This is a genomic window from Paramuribaculum intestinale, from assembly GCF_030759015.1.
Lineage (GTDB): Bacteria > Bacteroidota > Bacteroidia > Bacteroidales > Muribaculaceae > Paramuribaculum > Paramuribaculum intestinale.
Window position 1 is genome coordinate 2917306 of record NZ_CP098825.1, and the last position, 22746, is coordinate 2940051.

Annotated in this window: 17 protein-coding genes; 1 reads left to right on the top strand and 16 read right to left on the bottom strand. The window is 57.0% G+C overall.

Features of this window, described 5'->3' with window-relative positions; all coding sequences use genetic code 11:
- Positions 1 to 3: 3 nt before the first annotated feature.
- The 5 genes from NF347_RS13100 to NF347_RS13120 form a co-directional block, all read right to left on the bottom strand.
- The gene (locus NF347_RS13100) at positions 4 to 1140 is read right to left on the bottom strand and encodes a Wzz/FepE/Etk N-terminal domain-containing protein (protein ID WP_107035956.1); all 1137 of its coding nucleotides are present in this window, start codon (positions 1138 to 1140) and stop codon (positions 4 to 6) included.
- Positions 1140 to 3602 carry an SLBB domain-containing protein gene (locus tag NF347_RS13105; protein ID WP_237613015.1) on the bottom strand — a complete coding sequence of 821 codons (2463 nt, stop codon included), beginning with the start codon at positions 3600 to 3602 and terminating at the stop codon, positions 1140 to 1142. Before NF347_RS13105 ends, NF347_RS13100 begins: the two co-directional genes overlap by 1 nt.
- Entirely contained in the window at positions 3602 to 4789 is a 1188-nt protein-coding gene (locus NF347_RS13110) for an MraY family glycosyltransferase (protein ID WP_107035957.1), read from the bottom strand. The genes NF347_RS13105 and NF347_RS13110 overlap by 1 nt, the downstream gene beginning before the upstream one ends.
- A 147-nt stretch (positions 4790 to 4936) precedes the next feature.
- Positions 4937 to 5347, bottom strand: a complete 411-nt coding sequence (locus NF347_RS13115; RefSeq protein ID WP_161553810.1) for a lipocalin-like domain-containing protein — start codon at positions 5345 to 5347, stop codon at positions 4937 to 4939.
- Positions 5344 to 6816 (bottom strand): capsule assembly Wzi family protein, encoded by a 1473-nt coding sequence (locus NF347_RS13120; protein ID WP_107035959.1) that lies wholly within the window; start codon positions 6814 to 6816, stop codon positions 5344 to 5346. The genes NF347_RS13115 and NF347_RS13120 overlap by 4 nt, the downstream gene beginning before the upstream one ends.
- Positions 6817 to 6993: 177 nt before the next feature.
- On the opposite strand from NF347_RS13120, the gene NF347_RS13125 reads away from it, so the two are divergent.
- Positions 6994 to 8970, top strand: coding sequence for a family 20 glycosylhydrolase (locus tag NF347_RS13125; protein WP_107035960.1), 1977 nt, complete (start codon positions 6994 to 6996; stop codon positions 8968 to 8970).
- Positions 8971 to 9114: 144 nt separating this feature from the next.
- Here NF347_RS13125 and NF347_RS13130 read toward each other — a convergent pair whose 3' ends face one another.
- The 11 genes from NF347_RS13130 to NF347_RS13180 form a co-directional block, all read right to left on the bottom strand.
- Entirely contained in the window at positions 9115 to 10452 is a 1338-nt protein-coding gene (locus NF347_RS13130; protein WP_107035961.1) for a glucose-6-phosphate isomerase, read from the bottom strand.
- Positions 10453 to 10552: 100 nt separating this feature from the next.
- Positions 10553 to 11548 (bottom strand): NAD(P)H-dependent glycerol-3-phosphate dehydrogenase, encoded by a 996-nt coding sequence (locus NF347_RS13135; RefSeq protein ID WP_107035962.1) that lies wholly within the window; start codon positions 11546 to 11548, stop codon positions 10553 to 10555.
- Positions 11545 to 11724, bottom strand: a complete 180-nt coding sequence (locus NF347_RS13140) for a hypothetical protein (protein WP_107035963.1) — start codon at positions 11722 to 11724, stop codon at positions 11545 to 11547. The genes NF347_RS13135 and NF347_RS13140 overlap by 4 nt, the downstream gene beginning before the upstream one ends.
- Positions 11721 to 13472, bottom strand: coding sequence for a lysine--tRNA ligase (lysS, locus tag NF347_RS13145; RefSeq protein ID WP_123541649.1), 1752 nt, complete (start codon positions 13470 to 13472; stop codon positions 11721 to 11723). Before lysS ends, NF347_RS13140 begins: the two co-directional genes overlap by 4 nt.
- Before the next feature lie 176 nt (positions 13473 to 13648).
- Positions 13649 to 14854, bottom strand: coding sequence for an ABC transporter permease (locus NF347_RS13150; protein WP_107681871.1), 1206 nt, complete (start codon positions 14852 to 14854; stop codon positions 13649 to 13651).
- A 6-nt stretch (positions 14855 to 14860) separates the two neighbouring features.
- Positions 14861 to 16039 carry an ABC transporter permease gene (locus NF347_RS13155; protein WP_107035966.1) on the bottom strand — a complete coding sequence of 393 codons (1179 nt, stop codon included), beginning with the start codon at positions 16037 to 16039 and terminating at the stop codon, positions 14861 to 14863.
- A 43-nt stretch (positions 16040 to 16082) separates the two neighbouring features.
- Positions 16083 to 17078 (bottom strand): HlyD family secretion protein, encoded by a 996-nt coding sequence (locus NF347_RS13160; RefSeq protein WP_274946224.1) that lies wholly within the window; start codon positions 17076 to 17078, stop codon positions 16083 to 16085.
- Positions 17079 to 17159: 81 nt separating this feature from the next.
- Positions 17160 to 18662 carry a TolC family protein gene (locus tag NF347_RS13165; protein WP_107681845.1) on the bottom strand — a complete coding sequence of 501 codons (1503 nt, stop codon included), beginning with the start codon at positions 18660 to 18662 and terminating at the stop codon, positions 17160 to 17162.
- A 108-nt stretch (positions 18663 to 18770) separates the two neighbouring features.
- Positions 18771 to 20135, bottom strand: coding sequence for a TrpB-like pyridoxal phosphate-dependent enzyme (locus tag NF347_RS13170; protein ID WP_107035968.1), 1365 nt, complete (start codon positions 20133 to 20135; stop codon positions 18771 to 18773).
- A gap of 190 nt (positions 20136 to 20325) precedes the next feature.
- Complete coding sequence (locus tag NF347_RS13175) at positions 20326 to 21201, bottom strand: hypothetical protein (RefSeq protein WP_133166432.1); 876 nt, start codon at positions 21199 to 21201, stop codon at positions 20326 to 20328.
- Positions 21202 to 21665: 464 nt separating this feature from the next.
- Positions 21666 to 22523 (bottom strand): hypothetical protein, encoded by an 858-nt coding sequence (locus NF347_RS13180; RefSeq protein WP_107681418.1) that lies wholly within the window; start codon positions 22521 to 22523, stop codon positions 21666 to 21668.
- Positions 22524 to 22746: the final 223 nt, after the last annotated feature.

A 22746-nucleotide genomic window follows, 5' to 3' on the forward strand; every position in this document is an offset into this window, starting at 1 on the left:
ACCTTATCCCTCCTTCTGGCGAGCCTTGCGCAATGTGTCGAGAACGTCGCTGCCAAACAATACCCAGGCCGAGGCGCCGACTACAGCGAGGAATACGCATCCGACGAGTATCAGCATTTTCGATGGCTTGGAGGGCGCGAGCGGCACGGTGGATGGCTGCACGACGGTGAACACCGGGGTGATCTCCTGCACCTTGGCCTTGGCCACCTGAAGCTGCTGGGCGGTGGTGTTGTAGAGGTTGAAGGCGAGAGCCTGCTCGTTCTGCAGGCGCTCCTCCTCGTTGCGTTTGGAGCGGAGTATTATGCCCTGGTTGTTGTCGACGTAGCTGGCGTAGCGCTGCTGGGCCTCGTAGTAGGCCTGTCGTGCCTCGTCGTTGATTTTCTGGGCATATTCCATATCCTTGCGTGCCTTGTTGGTGCGGTAGCCGATCACATATTCCTTAAGGCGTTCGGCCACAGTGTCGGCCAGCATGGCCGATACCATGGGATCCTGCATTGTCACGCTGATGCTGATGACCGATGTCTTGGCCGCCGATTCGACGCTGACTCTCGATGCCAGGGCGGCGGCTATGCCGCTTTCGTCGGGGGTGAGTCGGAATGCATCGGGCTTGCGGAGGTCGTCGGCGTCGTCGCTGCCGCTGAAGAGGCTTCTGATTCCGCCTATGGCGCGTGCGGGCAGCGAGGTGATGTAGCTCCACCATGGCGCTGAGATCTCTTCGGTGAGATAGCGGCGTACGGTGATGGTGTCGTTGCCTTCTCTGTCGGTCACCTTGACGTCGAACAGTCCGATGGCGAAAGGCACCGAGCTGACAATGTCGGGGTAGAGCTGCGTGCCAATAGCGTCGGCTCCGGTGCTTGATCCGGCCGATATGCCGGCCATGGCGGCAAGCGCTCCGAGGTTTCCGCTCATGCCCTGATTGTTGGTGGCTTCCGGCGCGAGCTTGATGGTGGTGGTGTATTCTTTCGGGATCGAGAATGCTATCACGATTCCGGCCACCGCGCCGTAGATGGCCCAGCGGAGCAGTGTGCGGCGTCCGTTCCAGAGCTTGCGTGCGAGTTCGAGCAGATCTATCTCCTGCTGATCGTCGTCGGGCGCCATGTGGCTGCCGTCGGTCAGTTTGTCGCTTTTGTCGTTGGTCATCACTTCTTGAATATTGAGTAGATGGTGGCGGCCATGGTGCCGAGCGATGCGAACGAGCTTACGTAGCTGATCACCTGCGCCCAGTTGGTGCCGCCGGTCTTGGGTTTGGACGGCACGATGATCTGGCATCCCGGTTCCAGAACCGAACCTCCCTTGGCGCGTGCCACTGTGCCGTTCATGTAGACGATGAACACCTTGTTCTTGCGTGCGCGTTCGCCATATCCGCCGGCCTGGTTGATGTAGTAGTCCACCTTCTTGCCGGGCACGTAGCCCACCACGTTGGGGAACATCACGTCGCCTGATATCTTGACGGTGCTGATCTCTTCGGGTATGATAAGCTTGTCGCCGTCCTTCAGCACCAGGTCATAGTAGCTTCCGGGCTGCGAGAGCGCTTTCTCCAGCTCTATGCCTACGGAATATACGTCGCTGAGCGAGAGCTGCTCTATGTTGATCGAGTCCTCCGACTGCGACATGGCGAGTTTGAGCGACTCGTCGCGTGCGGCCTTCTCGTCGTCGGTCATTTTGCGCATCAGTCGGGCGCCCTTGAGATAGGCTCCGTCGGTGACGCCTCCGGCGCGTCGCACTATGTCGCTGATGCGTTCGTTCTTGCGCTGCAGGGCATATTGTCCGTCGAACAGCACTTCGCCGTCGACCTCGATGAGCTTCTGTGTCTGGTAGCCGGGAGAGCGGCGCACTTCCACGATGTCGTAGGGTTTGAGCTTGAATTCGGGATCGCCGCCGAGCACGAGGCCGTCCTTGAGGGCGAAGGTGAATATCTCGGCTGTGTTTTCGGTGGGTTTGAGACTCTGCGGGTCGATGATGCGGCGCGAAACTTCGACGCGTGCGGTCGATGCGCCCTGCAGCAGACCTCCGGCCATGACTATGAGGTCTTCGACGGTGGTGCCTTCGGCGTAGGGGTAGTCGCCGGGGCTGGTCACCTGACCGTTGATGGTCAGTTCGCCGTGGTCGACGATTTCATGCACGCTCGCCACCACGAGTATGTCGTTGGGCAGTAGCTTTACATCGGACGCCCGTCCGGCAAGAATCTCGCCGAGAGCCACACCCATTGCCTTGAGCGTCTCGCCCTCGCCTTCGCGGTAGAGTATTGCGCGTGTGGTGAATGCGTCGTCGGCCAGTCCCTGTGCCTGCTTCAGCAGCGAGCGGAGTGTCATCGTGTCGTCGCCGATGGCATACATGCCCGGACGCATCACGGAGCCGCGCAGCTCCACGCGGTTGGTAAACCGGTCAACGACCGTGCCTACCTTCACCACATCGCCGTCGCGAAGCTGATAGGTGTTGAAGTCGGCCTTCTCCACGTTGTAGATCTCGTTCTGCCGGCCGGTCGGACGGCTGACGGTCACCAGTTCGCTGAATGCGTCGCCGGCGAGGCCTCCCGAATATCCGAGCAGCTTCTGGAGCGACTCGCCCTCGCGGATCTCATAGAACATCGGGCGTTTGACGCCTCCCTCCACGCTGACAAGATTTTCGTAGGGGGGCACTATGATCACGTCGCCCTCCTGCAGTCTGACGGAGGCCGAGTTGGCGTGTCCGCCGAAGAGATAGTCGTAGATGTCAACGTCGAGAAGACGGCTTCCGTTGCGTATCACGTGGATGTTGCGGAGCGTGCCTATGTCGTTGATGCCTCCTGCGCGGTAGATGGCGTTGAACACTGTGGAGAACGGCGACAGCCTGTAGGATCCGGGTATGTTGACCTCGCCCATCACGTTGACGAGTATCGAGCGTATCTGTCCGAGGGTGAGGCTTACGTCGGTCTCATCCTCGGCTACTCCCGCATATTTGGTGGCGAATGCCTTGCGCAGTCTGTCGTTGGCTTCGGCCACGGTCAGGCCGTTGAGATAGACCGGTCCGATCTGTTCGATCATGATGCGTCCTTCGGGCGATATGACGTCGCGTATCTCATCCTCGCTGGCTCCCCATATGTCGATGACCACTTCGTCGCCCGGTCCGAGGCGGTAGTCCGACGGGGTTGCCATGTTTTCGTTCGGCTCGAATGTGAGCGCCTTGTTGTTGAATAGATCATGACCGAATATCTTGCGCTTGGCCACGGTGTCCTGAAGCAGTGCGAGCGAGTCGGGTGTCATGACGTCAAACACCTCGGTCATGGTCGAGATGGTCTTGTCGTCGGGTTCGAGGGCTTTGCGCAGACGGCTGTCGCGAGTGCCTTCGAGTTTGCCTAAGGCAGTGGTGGAGCCGTCCTTGCTTTTCTTGGTCTTGGTGTCGGATTCGATGCCTTCGTATTTTTCACGCAGCCGCTCTATCTGTTCGGGTGTGACGCCTTTTGCGAGCAGTTCCTTGCCTATCTGCTGTTCGGTTTTGCCGACAGCGCTCTGGCGCTTGATGTAGTCGATTACCTGTTGGTCGGTCATTTTGGCCCATGCGGTCAGAGCCGTGAGCATGGCGGCTATAATGAGGCCGAAACTGAAAAATCTCTTTGACGTCATCAGTCGTTGTTGTTGTGCGGTTGGTTGTCGGAATCTTTTTCTTTGGTCGGATTTTCGTGATCCATGAGCTTCACGCCGAGGCGGCGTTCGCGGCTGCGTATGTGTCGGGTGAGCCACAGGTTGGCCAGCGTCCAGAGCAGGATGTCGAGTATGAGCAGCAGGTTGACTTCTATATAGCGCGACAGCAGTATGTTGGCTATGCTGAAGGTTATGGATGCCACCACGATGAGCACCATGGCAAGGCGCTGGTTGAGTCCGATGGCCAGCATCTTGTGGTGGATGTGGGTCTTGTCGGGGAGGAACGGGTTGCCGTGGCGGCGCACGCGGTGGAGAAACACCCTCACTACGTCAAAGCACGGGATGATCAGCGGCGAGACGGCCAGAATCATCGGGTTGGTGCGGAATGTGGGGAATTTGTCGGGCGACCATTGCAGCAGCGCGAGTCCCAGAAAGGCAAGGAGCAGTCCGATGGTCAGGCTGCCGGTGTCGCCCATGAATATTTTCTTTTTGCGTTCGGCGCTTCCGAATACGTTGTAGTAGAAAAACTGTATCAGCACTCCGAGGCAGGCGAACGACAGCATGGCGAAGATCGGCTTGCCGATCATCAGGAACGCTGTGCCGTAGATGATGAACGCCGCGCTCGAAAGCCCGGATGCGAGGCCGTCGATGCCGTCGATGAGGTTGATGGCGTTGACCACATATACCACGATAAGTATCGTCAGCGGAATGCCGAACCATGGCGAGATATGACCCAGGCCGATGATGCCGTGGAGGTCGTTGACATACATTCCGGCTCCGATGAGCAGCACGGCGCAGAATATCTGCACGACAAACTTGGCGCGGTAGCGCACTCCGATCAGGTCGTCGGACATTCCGGTGAGGTACATGAGCAGCAGCGCGCACAGTCCGAACGATATGGCCTGGGCGTTGATGCGCATCATGTTTTCCATGTCGGTGTTGCCCATGAGTATCGACATGCCGAGAAGCAGCGACACGCTGAACAGGATCACCGGCGTGAAGGCTATGCCGCCAAGGCGGGGCACGGTGCCGCGGTGGATCTTGCGCTCGTCGGGCATGTCGAACAGTTTGCGACGGTACGACACCAGAAGAATCTGCGGAATCAGTATTCCCGCAAAGAGGACGCTCAGCAGCGTCGACAGGAAGCAGCAGATAATCCAGGTGGTCATATATCGGTCTGAATAAAAGTGTGAGCAGAATGGAGAGTCACTGTCATCTTGCTTTTAAGGTTAGTGTTAAGGCATCCCAGCAGAGCGCCGATAGCGGACGCGGTTTGCAAAATTACTAAATTAGTGTGGCTTCGGCAAATGATTCGGTCAGAATTTCTTCATCGTGATCCTTGCCTTGTCGGATGTGACGACGAGTGTCTGGTGGTTGAGATGCTCTATCTTGAAAATGGTCGGCGAGGCGTAGATGCCCCACGGTGCGAGCTGATCGGTGCCGTAGGGAAATTCGAGCGTCAGCCGTCTGTCGGTTTTGTCGTAGGTCATGTTGGCGGTGGCCTTCACTCCCGGGTTGGTGAGGTTGGCCGTGTGGAGATAGAGGCAATAGAAGAGGGTGTATGGCTCGCTGACGGTGTTGTCGTCGAGGTTTTCAACTGTGATCACGCGCCACTGTCCGTCGAGATCGCCGTTGATGCCGCCTTTGCGGCATGAGGTGGCGGAGATAATGATCAGTATGGCGGCCAATATGGCTGCGGCGCAGTTGGTTGTGTGCGGTCTGTTCATAGCCATCCGGTCTTTTTGATTGATAGCATGGCGCCACGGCTCGGTCCGAGCAGGGATCCTCCGTCGGTGGCAAATGATATGGTTCCCGACCATCCTTTGAGCTTTGGCGGACGGATGGTGGCTTCGAATAGTGTGTTGACGTTGCCAAGCACTCTCGGTGTCGGGGCGTCGTAGGTGCCCCAGCTGCGCGAATAGCTCAGGAGCATGCGCCAGGTGAGCCACGGCACGGGGTTGCCCTCGACGCCGAGATGATGGCCCTTGATACGGTTGTGTCTGAACGACAGGGAGCCGTCGCGGTTGTAGACCGGCGATATGAGCAACGGATTGCCTATGCCCATGCCCCAGTGCTGCCATCCGGCGTAGATGCCGTGGTTATAGTATTGGTCGCGTCCGCTCACCTGTTCGGGTATCTCCGGAGTGTGATCCCAGTAGACCGGGCCGGCCTGGTCTTTGGTGTAGAGATATTCATAAACTAAGGCGCTGACTATCGGGTTTTTGGGCAGGTTGACCTCCACGCCCAGAAGCATGTCGCGCCATGTGTAGTCGAAAAACATCATCGAGTGGTCCTCGAAGAAGTGCTCGTAGTAGAGTGCCGCCGACCAGTCCGACTCCGCCGGTGCCCATTTGAGGCGGAAATCCCATTCGCCGGTGTGGTTGCCATAGACGTTGAGCTGTTCCGACGAGGGGGTGTCGCCTCCTCCGGCCGATGGCCAGAATACCTTGATCCAGTCCTTGAAGCCGTTGGGCATGTCGATGACTTGACCTTGGAACATAGACTGTCCGCCAAACTGGGCGCCCATCTGAAGTCCGGCTTCGAAAGTGAGCGGGAAGCGCTGTGTGTCGCCCACCATGAGCGTGCCGCCTTTGGAGTGGAACAGCACGTGCTTGGTGTGGCGCGCTCCGTTCTTGGCGGCGTGGCGCTGCCAGCTGTCGTCGGTGAAGGCTCCGTAGGCCAGATAGCCCTTGATGCCGATCCATCCGTTGGTAAACGGCACTTTGACGTAGTCGGGCAGCGACAGCCGCGCCTGCGGTATGGGGCGGGAGTTGTTGGAGAAAAGCAGGTCGCCGCTCGACAGGCGCAGGTTGTTGAATCCTCCGGTCCACTCCTTGGATCCCACCGACAGCTCGGCATTGCGGTAGCGCAGGTCGGCGTAGAGCTGCTGCACCACAAACGACGAGGTGAAGTTCCAGGGTACAGCCAGATCCACTCCGGCGCCCCACGTAAGGCGTCGGCCCTCTTTGCGGGCGTCCTTGAACAGCGACGCGCGCACGTAGCCGTTGTTTTTCTCGATCGACGACAGGCCGAAGCGGTTGTTGACGAGCCAGAAGGGGGTGTTGGCTCCGGAGCTGACGGTGGCGTTGACCTCGGCCGAATATCTGAATGTGCTGTCGGGCAGCTCTATGGCCGGAGCGCACAGAGCCGACGCAGCCGTAGTGAGAAGCGCGGTTAACAGTCGTATATGCCTCATTAAGGAGAAATGATTTGGTTTTGAGGGTGCAAAGTTACTATATTTATTCCCAATAACAAAACAGTTAGCGTCTGTGGTACATCATTTCACCTGATGATGGCATAGTTGTGGAAATATTTGCTAATTTTGTGAAAAATCAATGGATTTCGTTTATAATTTTCAATATACAGATTTATCATGAAGAAAACCATTCTCGCCGCGCTCGCGCTTGTCTGCGCGTTGGTGTCGGCGTCGGCCGCTCCGGGCGGTACGAATCCAAAGCCTTTCGTGGTGCCTGAGGTGCGCCAGTGGCAAGGCTCGAAGGGAGTGCTGAACATCACCACGTCGTCGCGCATAGTCGTGGCTGATCCGGCTCTGCGGGCTGTGGCCGACTCTCTCGCCGCCGACTGGCAGCGCATGTTCGGCACTGCGCTCGAAGTGGTGTCGGGCAAGGCTGCGGCCTCCGATGTGGAGCTGAAAATCAAGGCTGACCGCCGTCTTGGCGACGAAGGATACACGATGACCGCCGACAGCCGTCTGACCATATCGTCGCCTACCCCTACAGGTGTCTACTGGGGTACGCGCACGCTATTGCAGATCGCGCAGCAGACTCCCGGACAGGCTGTCCCGAAAGGCAAGATCACCGACTGGCCCGACTATCCGGTGCGCGGCCTGTCGCTCGACGTAGGGCGTAAGTTTTTCCCGCTCGATTATGTCGACGATCTGGTAAAGGTGCTGTCGTACTATAAGATCAATTCGTTGCGTCTGCATCTCAACGACAACGGCTTCCCGTATTATTTTGCCAATGACTGGGACAAGACCTATGCCGCATTCCGCATGGAGAGCGACACTTTCCCCGGATTGACTTCGCGCGACGGCTACTACACGAAGCAGCAGATGCGCGACCTGCAGCGCACGTCGGCAGGCGATATGGTGGAGATCGTTCCGGAGATAGACATTCCGGCTCATGCTCTGGCATTCGCACGCTACCGCGGCATAGGCAGCAAGGAGTTCGGCGAGGATCATCTCGATCTGTTCAATCCGGCCACAATGCCGTTTCTCGACTCGCTTTTCCATGAATATCTTGGCGGTCCGGATCCGGTATTCACAGGCCGCTACATGCATATCGGCACCGACGAGTTCGGCAAGGATTATCCCGGATTTGACAAACAGAAGGAGACGGCCGAGCGATTCCGTTCGTTCATGGACCATTACATCCGCCTTGTAGAGGGCTACGGCAAGACTCCGTGGGTATGGGGGTCGCTGTCGACAGCTCCGGGCGAGACTCCCGTCAAGACGCAGGGTGTGATGCTCGACGCATGGTATAACGGTTATGCCGATCCCAAGGAGATGGCCCGCCTCGGATTCAAGATCAACTCAATCCCCGACGGCATGGTGTATATAGTGCCCAATGCCGGTTACTACCACGATTATCTCAACACCGAGTGGCTCTACAAGGAGTGGACTCCGGCGCGTGTGGGTCCGGTGCAGTTCGAGGAGCGCGACACGGCTCTCGTCGGCGGCTATTTCGCCGTGTGGAACGACCATGTGGGCAACGGCGTGTCGGTGCAGGATGTGCACCACCGCGTGATGGACGCTCTTCCCGTGATGGCTGCCAAGCTGTGGGACGGACCGTCGGTGACACTTCCCTATGACGATTTCAGAGCTGCCTCGCAGCAGTTGGCCGAGGCTCCCGGCGTCAACAGGCTGGCCCGCGTCGGCGATCCGCATTCGGTGGTCTACGATACGGCACAGCTGCGCCCCGGACAGTCGACCGGCATTTCCGACGTAGGATATGACTGGACTCTGGAGTTTACTCTCGATGCAACGCTCGAAAAGCCCGGAACAGTGCTGTTTGAATCGCTCGACTCTAAGCTGTATCTCGCTGACCCCGTGAAGGGTATGTTGGGCTTCATGCGCGACGGCTATCTTTATGACTTCGGTTTCCGTCCCTATCCTGGCGAGAAGGTGGATATCCGCATCACCGGCACCAACAAGGCCACCCGCCTGTATGTCGACGGCAAGCTCTTCTGCAGCCTCGACAACACTACCGAGTGGTACAATGAGGGCAAGAACAAGATGTATCGCCTGCAGACTCTCGTGCTGCCTCTGGCCAAGGCTGGACAGTTTGAGAGCAAGGTGAGCGATCTGAAAGTGAGCAACTATATACGCTGATCCTGACAATAGGCCGGAGCCGTTCGGCTCCGGCCGATATACGAAACCGTCCCCTGCCGGCCGATATGGCTTGCAGGGGACGGTTTTTGTGTCGTAGCGTGAGTCTGACGTCTGCAGTGAGGTCGCGTCAGAGTCTGTGTCGGTTTACATCTTGGCGCGTATGGCGGCCGTCTCGTTTTCGTAGCCGGGCTTTTCGAGCAGCGCGAACATGTTGCGTTTGTAGGCCTCTACGCCGGGCTGGTTGAAGGGGTTGACTCCGAGCAGGTAGCCGCTTATGCCGCAGGCCTTCTCGAAGAAATAGATGAGCTGTCCGAGCCATTTCTCCTGAAGCGCCGGAAGTGTGATCTGGATGTTGGGCACTCCGCCGTCGACATGGGCTATGCGTGTGCCGAGCTCGGCCATTTTGTTGACCTCGTCGATACGCTTGCCTGCGATGTAGTTGAGTCCGTCGAGGTTGTCGCTGTCGGCGGGGACGCGCAGTTCATGGTCGGACGCGGCTACGGAGATGACGGTCTCGAATATGGTGCGCTCACCCTCCTGTATCCACTGGCCCATGGAGTGGAGGTCGGTGGTGAGGTCGACCGCAGCGGGGAATATGCCTTTGCCGTCCTTGCCCTCGCTCTCGCCGTAGAGCTGCTTCCACCATTCGCCGAAATAATGGAGCTTGGGGTTGAAGTTGGCCAGTATCTCGGTCTTTTTGCCTGCGCGGTAGAGCGCGTTGCGGGTGGCGGCGTAGAGCAGCGACTGGTTGTCGAGCGATGCTGCGGTTGTGGCGGCCTCCATCTCGGCGGCTCCGTTAAGGAGTGCGCGGATGTCGTAGCCGGCCACTGCGATCGGGAGCAGACCTACGGGGGTGAGCACCGAGAAGCGTCCGCCCACGTTGTCGGCGATGACAAATGTCTTGTAGCCCTCTTCGGTGGCGAGCTGGCGCAGGGCGCCGCGCTTGGCGTCAGTGATGGCTACGGTCAGTTCGGCGGCTTTCTGCTTGCCGGCCTGCTGCTCGAGCTTCTCTTTGAGCAGACGGAAGGCTATTGCCGGCTCTGTGGTGGTGCCCGACTTGGAGATCACCACTATGCCGAATCTCTTGCCGTCGAGGAGCTGCAGCAGCTCATGCATGTAGTCCTCTCCGATGTTCTGTCCGGCAAACACCACTTTCGTAGCGCCGTTGTCGCAGCGGTAGGCTGCAAACGAGTCGCTCAGGGCCTCGATGACTGCCTTGGCGCCGAGGTATGAGCCCCCGATGCCTACACACACCACATATTCGCACTCCTTGCGCAGACGCTCGGCTGTGGCTATGATGTCGTCGACGAGGTCGGCTGTGGTTTCCGAGGGGAGTTTCACCCATCCGAGGAAGTCGTTGCCGGCTCCGCTGCCGTTGTCGACTTTGGCGAGCGCTTCGGATGCTTCAGGCAGCATGGCGCTTACGGTGCTTTCGGTTATGGAGCCGAAAGCGTTGCTGATGTTTACTTTGATGGTATCCATTTGATAAAGTGATAAGTTTCTGTAATATGCACTGCCGTCAGGCGGCGGATGCTCCTTCGGTGTATAACGGTCGAACGGGGAGTAGTGTTCACCGGATGGATCAGATGAACGTGTCGCTCATCTTGGCGATGGCCTTCGAGGGGTTGATGCCACGGTAGAGTATGTCGAACACTCCGTCGAGTATCGGCATAGGCACGTCGTAGCGCTCGTTGATCTCGTGGATGCATTTGGTGCCGTAATATCCTTCGGCGGTCTGCTCCATCTCCATCCTGGCTGCCTTGACGGAATAGCCGCGGCCTATCATCGAGCCGAAATTATGGTTGCGGCTGAAGCGTGAGTAGGAGGTGACGAGCAGGTCGCCGAGATACACGGAGTCGCATATCTGGCGCGGACGCGGATAGACGGTGTAGATGAAGCGTTCCATCTCCCTGATGGCGTTGCTGACGAGCATTGCCAGGAAGTTGTCGCCGTTCTTTAGTCCGTGGACTATGCCGGCGGCTATGGAGTAGACGTTTTTGAGCACGGCGGCGTATTCAATGCCGTCGACGTCGCTTGAGGTGATGGTCTTGAGGGTCTTGCCGCTAAGGCATGAGGCGAATTTCTCGGCCATGAACAGGTCGTGGCCTCCGACGGTCAGATAGCTCTGGCGGCCGAGTGCCACCTCTTCGGCATGGCATGGTCCGCTGACTACGAGGGTGCGTTCGGGAAGTACTCCGAACCGTCGCTGCATGTATGTGGATATGAGCTGGTTGCCGTCGGGTACGATCCCTTTGACGGCCGATGCTACATATTTGTCGGATATATCGATGGTGATCTTGTCGACGTGGGCTTTGAAATATGGCGACGGCATGACCAGCAGCAGCGTGTCGGCATTGCGGCACGCTTCGTTGATGTCCGACGAGAATTCGATACGCTCTATGTCGAAAATGACGTCGCTCAGGTAGGCCGGATTGCGCCGCAGGCGCTTGAAGTCGGCTATGCGGTCGTCGCGCCGCATATACCAGATGATCGATTCGCAGTTTTCGAGCAGGAGCTTAGCCAGAGCCGTGGCCCAGCTTCCTCCGCCCATGACGGCTATTGTACCTGGAAAGTTCATAGGTGGGTAATCGGTTTTGACAGGCGTCCGGCAGCGTTCGGTCTGAATGCTGTTGCCGTCGGTCGGTCGTTGAAACACTTCATGGTATGGTTGATGATCAGTTGTCCCGCTCCGGCAGGGGAGCCGCCGTCGGCAGGTGTCGGCCGGCGGCTCTCCGCTGTGGTGGCGGATGTCATTCTTCGGTCGATGCCGATGCTGCGGTGGCGATCCACTGCTTTACGTCATCGGCCGAGGGATTGGTCAGTCCGAGCTTGAACTTCTTGTTGAGTCCGCATAGATCCTGCTGCAGTTTGCCCGCCGACGCTGTCGCGGCGAGTTGCTGCAGGGTCAGCACTCCGAGTTTGTGGAGTGCGGGCACCCATTCTTCGGCCACTCCTGCGGCGGCAAACTGTGCGGGAGTGTCGCGCCGGGCGGTCTTTTCGGGACGCATCTGTGGGAAGAAGAGCACTTCCTGTATGGTGGTCTGGCCGGTCATGAGCATCACCAGGCGATCCATGCCGATGCCCATGCCTGATGTAGGCGGCATGCCGTATTCGAGGGCGCGGATGAAGTCCTTGTCGATGATCATGGCTTCGTCGTCGCCTTTCTCGCTGAGCTTCATCTGCTCTACGAAGCGCTCATACTGGTCGATGGGATCGTTGAGCTCGGAGTAGGCGTTGGCCAGCTCTTTGCCGTTGACCATCAGTTCGAAGCGTTCGGTCAGCTCGGGGTTGTTGCGGTGGCGCTTGGTCAGCGGCGACATCTCGATGGGGTAGTCGATGATGAATGTGGGCTGTATGTAGCGACCTTCGCACTTCTCGCCGAATATCTCGTCGATCAGCTTGCCTTTGCCCATAGAGGGGTCGACTTCGATGTCGAGCTGCGCGCACACCTGACGCAGCTGTTCTTCGTTCATGCCGGTGATGTCGATGCCGGTGAATTCCTTTATCGAGTCGATCATGGTGACGCGCTTGAACGGTGCCTTGAACGATATGACGTTGTCGCCCACTTTCACTTCGGTGGTGCCGTTGACGTCGAGGCATATCTTTTCGAGCATCTTCTCGGTGAAGTCCATCATCCAGTTGTAGTCCTTGTAGGCCACATAGATCTCCATGCATGTGAATTCCGGATTGTGGGTGCGGTCCATGCCTTCGTTGCGGAAGTTCTTGGAGAATTCGTAGACGCCTTCAAATCCGCCCACGATCAGACGCTTGAGATAAAGCTCGTCGGCTATGCGCAGATAGAGCGGTATGTCGAGCGCGTTGTGATGGGTCACAAACGGACGTGCCGATGCTCCGCCGGGTATCGACTGCAGTATGGGGGTCTCGACCTCCATGTAGCCGGCTGTGTTGAAGTATTCGCGCATGGAGTTGTAGACCTTGGTGCGCTTGATGAAGATCTCCTTGACGCCGTCGTTGACCACGAGGTCGACGTAGCGGCGGCGGTAGCGGAGCTCGGGGTCGTCGAACGCGTCGTAGGTCACACCGTCTTTCACTTTGACGATCGGAAGCGGGCGCAGCGACTTGCCGAGCACGGTGATGCTGCGGGCATGGACTGTGATCTCGCCCATCTGGGTGCGGAACACGAATCCCTCCACTCCGATGAAGTCGCCGATGTCGAGAAGTTTCTTCACTACGGTGTTGTATAACTCCTTGTCTTCGCCCGGACAGAGGTCGTCGCGGCTCACATAGATCTGTATGCGGCCGCGTGAGTCCTGAAGTTCGATGAATGACGCCTTGCCCATGACACGGCGGCTCATGACGCGTCCGGCCACGGTGACATCGCGTGCGGGAGCGTCGTCGCTGAAGTCGCGTTTGATTTCGTCGGTGTAGGCTGTCACCTTGTATTCGGCAGCCGGATATGGTTCAATGCCGAGTCGTCTCATCTCTTCGAGGCTTCCGCGGCGCACTATTTCCTGTTCGCTCAGTTCAAGAATATTGGTCATAAGCTTGTATGTGGGTGCTTGGTATGAATGCTTTGATGCAATTTTTTGCAAATTTAGCCATTATTTTCCTAATAACAGCCTCTGTGCGGCCTAAAAACGCCGGAGTTGTCGCAGTCCGGCGTTTTTAGGCGTTTTAGCTGTCAGTGGCTATGTGTTGTGCTGCCGGTGTGGGTGGATCAGACGGTGCGGGGCGAGGTGCGCCTGGCGCCTGCGAACAGCCCGAAGCGGCGCGTCAGTATCCATGCCACGGCGAAGTAGAGCGCCGCCAGTCCCCATAGCATCATGGCGGGATGGCTCTGCTGGGCGAATGTGGCTCCGTTTGAGTTGAGGCGGATGAATCCCTCTATGCCCCATGTGGCGGGGATGAAGCCGCCGACAAGCTGCCAGAACGCCCCCATGGCGTAGCGCGGCCATGTGAGTCCGGAGAGGAATAGAAACACTACGGATGTGAACACCACTACCATCAGCGAGGCTTCGCGCTCGGTGACGAACGAGGCCACGCAGAAGCCGAGCATCGAGGCGGCTACGGTCATCGGCAGGATATAGACAAGGCTGTCGAGCATCGAATCGAGGTGGGGCAGGGTGAACATCCATGGCACGAAATGGAGGGCATAGAGCGCCATGGGTGTGTAGATCGTGGTGTAGCAGAGGGTCTTGCCGATAAGCGTGGCGGAGGCCGGAGCGTCGACCGACATAGGATCGAGGCCGCCGTTGCGCCGGCGGCGTTCGGCAGAACCGCCGGCGAGCATAGCCACGCCGAGTATCAGGCTCTGATGAAGTATGAGCACGAGCACTCCGGGCATGATGAACGAGGCGAAGCCCTGGGTGGGGTCGCCCATCATTACCGACTGGGTGTCGATCGGCGAGCCGCCGATGTCCTGGAGCAGCAGTCCGCCGGAGGCGATCTTCTCCTGCTGGTGGCGGGTGGCTATGGCCATCTGCAGGTCGGTGAGGTTGAACAATGCCTGACGGTAGCGCAGAAGCAGGCTGACGTCGGCGTAGTATGTGACGTTGGCCTGTTCGCCGCGGCCGAGCTGCCTGGCGTAGCCGGCGGGGATCTCGAGTATGCCGTACACTTCCTTGCGGTTCATCATGCGGCGTGCGGCCTCCATGTCGGGGGCATACTGGTAGACTTTCAGGCCGTCGGTGGCGTCGACCATGCGGGCAAGCTCGCGGCTGGGAGCCGTGCGGCTGTGGTCGACCACGGCGATAGGCATGTCGCGGATCAGCTCAGGGTTGTAGATCAGCGTGTAGACTATCGGATAGAAGAGCGGCAGGGCGAAGAAGAAGAGCATCACTCCGAGGTCGTGAAACACCAGATAGAATTCTCTCCGCCAGACTCTGAAGAGCGATGTCAGCCAGTTGTCGCGTGTGTGGCTCATGATGCGTCAGGGTACATAAACGGGGTTAAGACAATGTTTCTTGAGCCGGCGCAGGGGGAGCAGGGCCACTATCGGGAACATGAGCAGCGCGGCATAGTACCATCTCGAATAATAGAGCGGTATGCCGTTGAGAGCCTGGTCGGCATAGATGAGGAAGTAGTAGCGCATCGGCAGTATGTAGCTGAAGATGCCTACGGCGGGGTACATGCTCGACACCGGGAATGAGTAGGCCGCTATGGAGAAGGTGAGGATGCCGGTCAGCGAGCAGATGCTCAGCGAGAGCCGCAGGTTGGGCACGGCGCAGCATATTGTCACGGCGAATGCCTGCGAGCCCATGACCATCAGAGCCATGGCGAGCAGCATGTGCCAGAGCGGACAGTTGAGCGGGCAGTTGCAGTAACCGTAGATGACCGACTGGCAGAAAAATCCCACTATGGTCATTATGGCCCATTGCGGAATGAGCTTGCCGGCGAGGGCTATCGTCATGGATCCTCCGGCGGTGTGCAGCCACTGCGGTGATGTCTGGCGCTTGATCTCGTCGCAGATGGTGTAGGCGGTGAGCAGCAGCGCCATGAGGGAGAGTACCGAGGGGATGAACGAGTTGGCCAGATATATCAGATAGTTGAGCCATGGGTTGCCGATGGGATTGGAATTGATCACCACGGGCTGTATGAGGGCGCGGGCGGCGTCGTCGCCTATGCCGAGGCTGGTGAGCTTTGTGGCTGCGAGGCCTCCGGCGGTTGTGACGGCCTGGGTCTTGAAGCCCTTGAAAGCGAGAGTGCCGGGCACGAACACTGTCATGTCGCTGTAAAATGTCAGCGTGGCGTCGCCGCCGTATATGGCGTCGCGCTGGAAGTCGCGGGGTATGAGGAAGAATCCGAACGTCTCTCCACGGCGCACGCGGTCGAGCGCCTCGCTGTAGCTGAGGTCGCGGTGGGTGATGTCGATCAGCTCGGTGGCGTTGAGATTGCGCGTGATGCGGCGTGACAGCTGCGACTGGTCGAGGTCAACCACCGATACGGGCACTTTCAGCGGCAGTCCCTCCTTCATCAGATCCACGAAGAAGATGGCAAAGGCTACCGGCACCACGACCATCGCGGCTATGTAGAGCTTGCGCGAACAGAGCTTGCGCGAACAGAGCTTGCGCCAGCCGTAGGCGAGTGATTGAAGCAGTGGGGTGAGCATCGCTGTCGGGGTGTGGGTTTTGAAAGTGATGTGGCTTTGGAGGTTATTTCTTGCGGTAAAGCACTGTCATGCCCGGGCGCAGGTCGGGTATCTGGTCGGTGGTGCGGGCTTTGACCTCGAAGGTGCGGCTGTCCCAGTCGCCGGTGGCTTTGGTGGCTCTCCAGGTGGCGTAGCTGCCCATGTCGCGCACGTAGTAGATGCGTGCCTTGGCCGACATGCGGTCGAGAGCCGGTATCTCCACGGTGATGGAGTCGCCGAGCTTCATCTGGCTGAGAAGTTCCTCGCGCACGTTGAAGGTCACCCATTTGTCGTCGATCTTCAGCAGGCTCATGATCGGCGCTCCGAGGCTGACGAGCTCTCCGGGCTGTGGGTAGATCTGGTCGATCTGGCCGTCGCAGGGTGCGGTCAGGTACTGGTCTTCGAGCAGGCTCTCAACCTCGGCCACTCCTCCGCGGGCGGCGGTGACGAGGGCTGCGGCGCTCTCCTTGTCCTCTTTCTGCGCGCCGGAGCGGGCGAGACTCAGCTGGCTTTCGGCAGCCTGCTGCGCGGCCACGGCGGCGTCGTAGGCTGCCTTGGCTTCATCGCGTTTCTGCTCCGATATGACTCCCTGCTCGAAGAGGCGCTGCATCCGGTCGTAGGTCTTGCGGGTGATGGTGGCTCCGGCCTTGGCCTGCGCCACAAGCTCTGCGGCGGCCTGTATGATCTGGGAGCGGGTGCCGGCGTCGACCTTCTGGTTTTGCGCGGCGGCTACATTTTCCATGGCCTCGGCCTGCATCAGTTTGGCTTCGGCGAGCGACGAATGGATATGCACGAGCGTGTCGCCGGCTTTCACCATATCGCCTTCCGACACCATGAGTTCGACCACGCGTCCGGGCAGTTTGCCTGAGATGCGCACGGAAGTGGCGTCGGCCTGTCCCTCGATGATCTCGTCGGGTTCGCGCATGAATACAAAGCCTATGATGGCGAGCAGAAGTGTGACGACCACGATGGCGATCAGTCCGAACATCAGCGATCGGTTTTCGGTCTTTTCAGCGTCCATATAATCAGTAGTTGTTGGTTTTATTATGCGTATTTGTCGGTTTGTGGGGCGGTAGCCCCCGATAGCGGCATGCCGGGATGGTCAGTATCGCAGGTTGCCGAGCACTTTGGAGAGGTAGACGTCGCAGAGGCGCACGTCGATCATTGCGTCGATGTTTTCGGAGTTGGCTTTGAGCCATGCCGTCTGCGCTTCCATGACGTTGTCGGTGGTCATGACTCCTTCGCGGAAGCCGATGTCGGCCTGGCGCAGGTTTTCGTCGGCCTTGGCCAGATTGGCGGTGGTCATGAGGAATGTTTTCTGGGCTTCCTGGGCGCGGAATGCGCTCTGGCTCACCTGCAGGCTCACCATCTCGCGGGCGTCGGCAAGCTCAAGGCGTGCCATGGCTGTGCGGGAGCGTGTGGCCTGCAGCTTGTTGTAGTTGCCGCCCCAGTGCCATATCGGCACTGTGAGCATGGCTCCGACGGAGAATGCTCCCGAGAAGCGTTTTTTGAATCCGTCGAACATGTTGGGGTTGCTGAAGGAGTAGGCTCCTACTATGGCCAGATTGGGAAGCATGGCCGACAGGGCCACTTTCTCGCCCTGTTCGAGCATCTTCACTCCATAGCCGAGGGCGCGCAGGTCGGCGCGTCGCTGATACACCTCGTCCATGTCGTAGGATGAGGCGGCCATCGTTGCCGACGATGCCGCGTGGGTCAGGTCGGCGTCTTCGTCGGCGAGGGTGAGCCGGGTGTCGACGGGGAGTCCGCAGAGCTGGGCGAGCGCCATTCTCGAGAGTACCAGTCCGTTGTCGACCTTGGTCTGGTCGACCTGTGCCTGGTTGAGCTTCACCTCCACGGTCAGCAGGTCGGAGCGAGTGGCCACTCCGGCGTCGACCATGGCCTTGACATTATGGCGCAGTGTGTCGAGCAGAGCCACATAGCTCAGGGTGAGCCGCTGCTTGGCTTTGAGCGACACCACCTGCCAGTAGGCGGCGTCGACGGCATAGACGATGTTCTGCGCCTCGTTGCTCTTCATCTCGAGTGCCAGCTCCTCGGCGAAGTGCGTCAGCCGGTTGAGCGCCACTATCTTGCCTCCCATGTACACAGGCTGCGTAAGGGTCACGGCTCCGAAAAACACGTTGTGTATGTCGTAGGTCATGGCCTCTTTTGGTATCAGAGCCACGGTTTCGGGCACATATTGCCCGTCGGGCTGCTTTAGCGGCTCGCCGGTCAGCGGGTTTTTCGCGAGGTTGAACTCATATTTCTGTGTGGCGGGGTTGAATGTCTTTGTCGGCAGAAGCTGATCGGAGTCAAAGATCGATATTTTCTTCTGATTGTAGGTGTAGCCTCCGGCAAAGTCGATCGATGGCAGATAGGCCGCGAAGGCCGCCCGGTTGTCGAAATGGGCGGCGTTGACGGCTTCATTGCGGATGAGAAGCTGTTTGTTGCTTTGTAGCGCCATGTTACGGCACGAATCGAGGCTCACTGTCATTGACGTCGCTTCGGCGCTCTGTCGCGATGAGTCGCCGGCCGTGGCATAGGCCGCCGTAGGCATGGCGAAGGCCGCAGCCAGAAGCGTTATGGATGAAATAAGTGGTCGTGTCATTCCTTGCTGATGATAGAGAAACATGAGATCGGCCGAAGCCTTAAGCCCCGCGCCTTGTGATGTTATAACTGACGCGGGGGCGGTATGGTTCGAAGGCGGAGCGCCTTGTCAGATGATTTTTTCGAGTCCGGCTATGTTGGCAGCCACCTCCTCGTCGGTCACCTCATGGTTGGAGAGGTCGCCGGCGATATATCTGTCGTAGGCTGTCATGTCGATCAGTCCGTGCCCTGAAAGGTTGAAGAGTATCACCTTTTCACGTCCCTCCTCCTTGGCCTTGAGCGCCTCGCGTATGGTGGCGGCGATGGCGTGGGCGCTCTCGGGGGCGGGGATTATTCCCTCGGCTTTGGCAAAGGCTGTGGCGGCGGCGAACGATTCGAGCTGCGGTATGTCGACGGCATCCATCAGTCCGTCGTTCTTGAGCTGGCTGACGACCGCTCCGGCTCCGTGATAGCGGAGTCCTCCGGCATGGATGTTGGCCGGCGAGAAGTTGTGTCCGAGCGTGAGCATCGGTATCAGAGGGGTGTAGCCGGCTTCGTCGCCGAAGTCATACTGCATCACTCCGCGTGTGAGTTTCGGACAGCTTGCCGGTTCGGCGGCAATGAATGTGGTGTCGCGCTCTCCGGCGAAGTTGTGGCGCATGAACGGGAACGCTATGCCGGCGAAGTTGCTGCCTCCGCCGAAGCATCCGATCACAATGTCGGGGTAGTCGCCGGCCATCTCCATCTGTTTCTCGGCTTCAAGACCGATGACGGTCTGGTGGAGCGCCACATGGTTGAGCACCGATCCGAGGGCGTATTTGCAGTTTGGGGTCGACATGGCGAGCTCCACGGCCTCGCTGATGGCTGTGCCGAGCGATCCCTGATAGTTGGGGTGCTCGGTGATGATCTTTCGTCCGGCTTTGGTCGACATGCTCGGCGATGCGATGACCTCCGCTCCGTAGGTCTGCATGATGGAGCGGCGATAGGGCTTCTGGCTGTAGGAGATCTTGACCATGTAGACGGCCAGCTCGAGGCCGAACATCCGCGAAGCGAGCGAAAGGGCGGCTCCCCACTGTCCGGCGCCGGTCTCGGTGGTGATGTTGGTCACTCCCTGCTGCTTGCAGTAGTAGGCCTGCGGTATGGCCGAGTTGAGCTTGTGGGATCCGACGGGGCTTACGCTCTCGTTCTTGAAATAGATGCGGGCAGGTGTGTCGAGCGCTTTTTCAAGGCCACGGGCACGCACCAGAGGTGTCGGACGCCATATTTTGTAGAGGTCGCGGACCTCTTCGGGAATTTCGATCCATGAGTCGGTGAAGTTCATCTCCTGTCGGGCTGCTTCTTCAGAGAAGAGCGGGAAGAGATCTTCGGCCGTGAGCGGCTGCTTTGTGGCCGGATTGAGCATCGGGCGCGGCTTTACAGGCATGGCGGGGATCACGTTGTACCATGCGGTCGGTATATCGCATTCCTGCAGGAGGAATTTCTTGGATTCTGACATTTCTGTTCAGTGTTTGTAGTAGTGTAATGCGTATAATGATTGTCGAAAGGCAAAATTAATCATTTCTTCGAAATCTCATCTCAAATACGCACACAAATTCCACCCGTCCCGCCCACCGGAGCTTAATACCGGATCTTAATATCGTATCCCACTATCGTTCCGCATATGAGCCGGTTTGTACTTCACGATGTTATCTCCTGGCGGCGCTGACGTTACGGCGATGGATCGCATATGTCGTAGGGTCGGGATGCCAATAGTCGGCGCGACGTGCTCTCTTGCGGTCGTTTCGGATAAGCCTGAAGGTGCAGTCGGTGTCGTTTGCGTCGTATGAGTCAAATACGATATCAGAATAGCCGAATCGTGTCATAATCCCGATTTTATCCCCTCGTCGGGTCACAAAGAATATGAGCGGCTCATCATCCGTCATTAGCTCGTCTTCATATATTTCATCGGCGATGGGAGGCATCAGAGGTTGCAGCAATGGCAAAGAGCCACTACAATGTGTCGTATGGCAAAACGGATGTGAGATTTCAAGTGCGCCCCACTGCCGGGTAGCTTTGTCCTGAATGAAAAACAGTTTTCGCTCCCATCTTTCCGGAATTATCGCATTGTATTTGAAATCCGTCATCAGAACCGGGGGAGTTGTTGACGAAACCAATCCCCACGCTTGGCCATCTGATACAGGGATAAATTCCGGCTTATCGTTGATGGAATCAAACTGAGTAAAGACCTCGGCAAAAGAACTGGGCAACAACTGCTCGCCTGCAGGTGAAATAATACCGACGGAAGTTTCTTGACCCGACTTTCGAGGCCGCCAGTCATATTTAGTGTCATAGGCTGCTAACTGGCGTTGCTTCCTGCGCGAATCTTGATCATTACAAAAAAAGAATGTGTTTTTCTCTTCTTGCAGCTTTAGATATTCCAATGCTTCTGCCTGTGTAGGGACTACCAATGGATTCGTATTGCCATAGCATACTCTCCAGTGATTGAGATGCTCGTAATAAGTTTTTAGCCCGGCCTCTGACGTTATCGTACGGGCAACGCGTCCATTGATGTCTCTTCCCATGGAATTTTCTTTTTTTTTTGTTGTTAAGAGAGTGTTTGAATTTAACACGAAGAAATATAGATGGACTTCTTTCTATCCTCTCAAAGGTCTTTTCGGGCGATTTCCGTCAAGTTTCATCGGTCACGATGCCCGCATCGCTCCCTCATCAACTCACGCAAATCTCTCCGAAAATCCTCTTTGAGTGAATAGAAGTTAAGCTCAAACACTCTCTAAGAGAGTGTTTGAATTTAACACGAAGAAATATATATGGACTTCTTTCCATCCCCTCAAAGGTCTTTTCGGGCGATTTGTAGATTTGATCCGATGCTGTGGAGGCATCGTTAGATTCAGTGCTTTTCGCAGTCACCTGAATCGCTCGTGTACGGTGTGTCTGCCAGGCTTGTGCGTCTAAACTCAATGTATTGGGCAAGCGCAGTTCTCTTGTGGTCCTGATTTTGTGAGCCAGTCAAAGAATTCTTTTTCTTTCACCTGCCAATGTTTTTGCTGTTCAGGAAATTAATGTAGTAATTGATGTTTGAAAAACCATTTTGGAGGGTCTTGTCTGAGCAATTGATCCTATGATAAATAGCTTGCTGCTTTGTTCGTACTAAATTGAGATATTTCGGTCGCATGTGGGCTGCAGGAAGAGCGCGGAGCACATCCAGAAATGTCATAGGTTCAGACACCAATGAAGGAAGCTCCAGATCCATTCGTTTTACTGATGAGACTATCTTTGTTGCATTGTCATAGTTCATCTTATATTCGTTTTCGAGCCATGAACGGAACTCATCTTCATTTGGCAGCGAACGACTTTTTTTGTTGATATAAGTCTTGTCTAAGGTTTCTGCCACCTCTACTATGAAGGCATGGTAGTGTTTCATCGCGCGCAGTTCAGCCTTCGTATAGGCATCCTCATCTTCGAGCATTGTCTCTACGTATATTTCAACAAGTTTGGGCGCATCTTCCTCTGTCAGATCAGACTCTGTTTCATCCAATGTTCCTTCAAAATCCAATTTTCCTTCAAAGATGTATTTCAGCAGATTATATAGATCTATTCCAACCTCTTCAAACGCCGATTCATAACCAGAACAGTAGGCGCGTATATAATCGTCAGCGCTTTTTGCCGAAATGCCGCGCTTGTTCATCAGCCATGCCTTGAAATCGTCTTGAATATATGGGATCGGCACACAGTAGTCATCGCCTATATCCTCGTACTCGTCCTCATCCTCGTCCTCCATAAGACTTTCATAGAGCCATTTGGGTACTACATTCTCTAAAGGCACATCGACCCATTCGCCATTTTCATTAAGATCCATTCCAGTAAGCTGTAAATATGTGTCCATGATTTTATTTTTTTTTATTGCTGTCCGGTAAAAAAAGACAAAATCATATATTCTCTACAAATATAATAAGTTACACCTGTTTTACGAAAAAGGGCTTGTCATTTGAGGCGATGTGAAATTGGTAGCATTAAGCATCAAAAAGCCCTTAAAAGACATCTATACGAGTCTGTTTCATGCTGTATGAGATAAAAATAGTCCATTTCCTATCATGTCAAAGTTTTAC

What these genes read in the sequence shown, in the direction of transcription:
- NF347_RS13100 (WP_107035956.1), bottom strand. Translation starts at nt 1,140, where the DNA reads ATGACCAACGACAAAAGCGACAAACTGACCGACGGCAGCCACATGGCG.
- NF347_RS13105 (WP_237613015.1), bottom strand. Translation starts at nt 3,602, where the DNA reads ATGACGTCAAAGAGATTTTTCAGTTTCGGCCTCATTATAGCCGCCATG.
- NF347_RS13110 (WP_107035957.1), bottom strand. Translation starts at nt 4,789, where the DNA reads ATGACCACCTGGATTATCTGCTGCTTCCTGTCGACGCTGCTGAGCGTC.
- NF347_RS13115 (WP_161553810.1), bottom strand. Translation starts at nt 5,347, where the DNA reads ATGAACAGACCGCACACAACCAACTGCGCCGCAGCCATATTGGCCGCC.
- NF347_RS13120 (WP_107035959.1), bottom strand. Translation starts at nt 6,816, where the DNA reads ATGAGGCATATACGACTGTTAACCGCGCTTCTCACTACGGCTGCGTCG.
- NF347_RS13125 (WP_107035960.1), top strand. Translation starts at nt 6,994, where the DNA reads ATGAAGAAAACCATTCTCGCCGCGCTCGCGCTTGTCTGCGCGTTGGTG.
- NF347_RS13130 (WP_107035961.1), bottom strand. Translation starts at nt 10,452, where the DNA reads ATGGATACCATCAAAGTAAACATCAGCAACGCTTTCGGCTCCATAACC.
- NF347_RS13135 (WP_107035962.1), bottom strand. Translation starts at nt 11,548, where the DNA reads ATGAACTTTCCAGGTACAATAGCCGTCATGGGCGGAGGAAGCTGGGCC.
- NF347_RS13140 (WP_107035963.1), bottom strand. Translation starts at nt 11,724, where the DNA reads ATGACATCCGCCACCACAGCGGAGAGCCGCCGGCCGACACCTGCCGAC.
- lysS (WP_123541649.1), bottom strand. Translation starts at nt 13,472, where the DNA reads ATGACCAATATTCTTGAACTGAGCGAACAGGAAATAGTGCGCCGCGGA.
- NF347_RS13150 (WP_107681871.1), bottom strand. Translation starts at nt 14,854, where the DNA reads ATGAGCCACACACGCGACAACTGGCTGACATCGCTCTTCAGAGTCTGG.
- NF347_RS13155 (WP_107035966.1), bottom strand. Translation starts at nt 16,039, where the DNA reads ATGCTCACCCCACTGCTTCAATCACTCGCCTACGGCTGGCGCAAGCTC.
- NF347_RS13160 (WP_274946224.1), bottom strand. Translation starts at nt 17,078, where the DNA reads ATGGACGCTGAAAAGACCGAAAACCGATCGCTGATGTTCGGACTGATC.
- NF347_RS13165 (WP_107681845.1), bottom strand. Translation starts at nt 18,662, where the DNA reads ATGACACGACCACTTATTTCATCCATAACGCTTCTGGCTGCGGCCTTC.
- NF347_RS13170 (WP_107035968.1), bottom strand. Translation starts at nt 20,135, where the DNA reads ATGTCAGAATCCAAGAAATTCCTCCTGCAGGAATGCGATATACCGACC.
- NF347_RS13175 (WP_133166432.1), bottom strand. Translation starts at nt 21,201, where the DNA reads ATGGGAAGAGACATCAATGGACGCGTTGCCCGTACGATAACGTCAGAG.
- NF347_RS13180 (WP_107681418.1), bottom strand. Translation starts at nt 22,523, where the DNA reads ATGGACACATATTTACAGCTTACTGGAATGGATCTTAATGAAAATGGC.